Source organism: Citrobacter sp. S55_ASV_140 (genome assembly GCF_018919505.1).
Lineage (GTDB): Bacteria > Pseudomonadota > Gammaproteobacteria > Enterobacterales > Enterobacteriaceae > Citrobacter > Citrobacter werkmanii.
On record NZ_JAHLQZ010000345.1, the window covers coordinates 1 to 2,215 of the forward strand.

3 protein-coding genes and 1 tRNA gene are annotated in these 2,215 nt (G+C 49.0%); 2 read left to right on the forward strand and 2 right to left on the reverse strand.

Annotated elements, in window-relative coordinates:
• The first annotated feature begins 122 nt into the window (after positions 1-122).
• Positions 123-198, forward strand: a tRNA-Trp gene (locus KQJ18_RS23520).
• Between the two features lie 99 nt (positions 199-297).
• Here the strand turns inward: KQJ18_RS23520 and hdfR are convergent.
• Positions 298-1,143 (reverse strand): HTH-type transcriptional regulator HdfR, encoded by an 846-nt coding sequence (gene hdfR, locus KQJ18_RS23525; protein ID WP_087856748.1) that lies wholly within the window; start codon positions 1,141-1,143, stop codon positions 298-300.
• A gap of 106 nt (positions 1,144-1,249) precedes the next feature.
• Here hdfR and maoP point away from each other — a divergent pair, with 106 nt between their 5' ends.
• Complete coding sequence (gene maoP, locus KQJ18_RS23530; protein ID WP_003018025.1) at positions 1,250-1,588, forward strand: macrodomain Ori organization protein MaoP; 339 nt, start codon at positions 1,250-1,252, stop codon at positions 1,586-1,588.
• A gap of 24 nt (positions 1,589-1,612) precedes the next feature.
• On the opposite strand, the gene KQJ18_RS23535 is transcribed toward maoP, so the two are convergent.
• Positions 1,613-2,215 (reverse strand): ATP-binding protein (locus tag KQJ18_RS23535; protein ID WP_216422895.1); only part of this gene is annotated, 603 nt, incomplete at its 5' end.

The following is a 2,215-nucleotide window of genomic DNA, read 5'->3' on the forward strand; positions in this document are numbered from 1 at the left end:
TAGTTCAGTTGGTTAGAATACCTGCCTGTCACGCAGGGGGTCGCGGGTTCGAGTCCCGTCCGTTCCGCCACTTATTAGAAAATTAAGCCTGCTACTAAGCAGGCTTAATGATAAAAAAATTTAGGGGCGTAGCTCAGTTGGTAGAGCACCGGTCTCCAAAACCGGGTGTCGCGAGTTCGAGTCTCTCCGCCCCTGCCAGAAACAATCCTTAGCATCCTTGCTAAGGATTTTTTTTATCTGCAATTTGAGCTGTGCCTTTCTGCTGTATTACTTCCGGCATCCTTGCCAGTGCTTTCTTTAATCTTCCAGAATACTTGTTCTTAGCAGATCGCAAATAAGTGCATGTTTGTCGCTGTTTTGCAGCCAGACGGCATATAAAGGACGTGAGAGCGTTGTGCTGTCGGTAACCGTGTGTAGATCGCTTTTGGCTTTAGCCCAGTTAACGGGCAACCAACTAAAGCCCTTAAGGACAGAAAGTTGCTGCCTGGCCAGTTCTGCCGAACTGGTGGTAAGTACCGGCACTTCATCCCCCGCGATCAGTCCTGCTTCGTGTTGTTGAAAATCGGGTCCCCATTCCAGGCGTAGGTAATTCAGTTCATCTTTGGTTTGTGAAGGTGAACTGCAATAGAGCGCCAGCGTGAAATATCCCAACAGTTGGCTGCTAAATTCGTCCATTTTGGGCGTTTCGGTGGTGATCAGCAGATCAAGCTGTCGTTCATGTAGCTGCTTTACTAACGACTGCCGTTGAGCGATTCTCGCTTCAAACTGCAGGCTGGTTTGTGGTTCCTGTGACTGATACAAACGCCTTAACCAGTCATTAAGCATACATTCCCAAAGGGATGCGCTGGCACCAATTGAAAACTCGTTATGCCGCGAGGTATTCGCGACCTCCTTGCGCGCTGCTTGCCATGTATTCATCAGCGTTTCAGCGTAAGGCAATAATTTCTCACCCGCCGCGGTTAAACGGATATTGTTTCTGTGTCGGGTGAACAGATTTACACCCAATTGATTTTCCAGTTGTCTGATCCGAAAACTAACCGCCGATTGGGTCAGATAGAGCGCTTCAGCAGCCCTGCCAAAGTGGCGTGTCCGGCTAACCTCCAGGAAAGTTTTTAACAATTCCGTATCCACAACTCGCTCCATAAAATTATTTGTCGTGATGATTTAAATCTTTTGTTTGACGCTCTGTCAAGCGTAACTAATACTCCGCGCCATAAATAGCTCGGCCAAAGAATTAGGAGCGTGCAGGATGGCGGAAAGCTTTACGACGACTAATCGATATTTCGACAATAAATATTATCCCCGCGGATTCTCCCGTCATGGTGATTTCACCATTAAAGAAGCACAACTGCTTGAGCGTCACGGTTATGCTTTCAACGAGCTGGATCTGGGCAAACGTGAGCCGGTAACGGAAGAAGAAAAACTGTTTGTTGCGGTATGCCGTGGTGAACGTGAACCAGTTACCGAAGCCGAACGCGTGTGGTCTAAGTATATGACGCGTATTAAGCGTCCAAAACGTTTCCATACGTTGTCTGGTGGGAAACCTCAGGTGGAAGGTGCAGAAGACTACACCGAATCTGATGATTAATAAAAAAGGGCGAAAGCCCTTTTTTTATGTCAGTAGTTTCTGCAAATGAATGAGTAACCTGTCTATCGCCCTATACCCAACGGCCTCCTGCAAGTGCTGACGGGTAATATGATCACATTGCTCGAGGTCCGCGATGGTTCGGGCGACCTTAATCAATCGCAGCCAGGCGCGGATAGACAATCCGAGATGCGCTAATGTCTCTTCAAGCCACTGCGCATCATCACTGCGAAGTCGGCAATATTCATGTATATCCTGACTGTCCAGATGCGCGTTTAACTTATTTTGCCGCCGATACTGACGCTCTTGTGCGGCGATAACGCGTTGCTTCACCGTTGCGCTATCTTCCCCTTTCATCGCACTCTGGCTGAGTATGCCGGGCGGAGGCAAAGGGATTTCGAGGGAGAGATCGAAACGGTCAAGAAACGGTCCTGATAATCGATTGAGGTAACGCAGCGTCTGCTCTGGGGTGCAGCGGTTATGGTTCCCCTGATAATGACCCGTTGGGCTTGGATTCATTGCAGCAATGAGTTGAAAGCGTGCAGGGTAGGTTATTTTAGCCCGGGTGCGGGATAAATGGATCTGCCCGGACTCGATAGGTTCACGCAGGGCATCCAACGTGCGTCGCTC

Bases quoted from the DNA above. Each gene is read 5' to 3' on its own strand.
- hdfR (WP_087856748.1), bottom strand. From the start codon at position 1,143: ATGGAGCGAGTTGTGGATACGGAATTGTTAAAAACTTTCCTGGAGGTT.
- maoP (WP_003018025.1), top strand. From the start codon at position 1,250: ATGGCGGAAAGCTTTACGACGACTAATCGATATTTCGACAATAAATAT.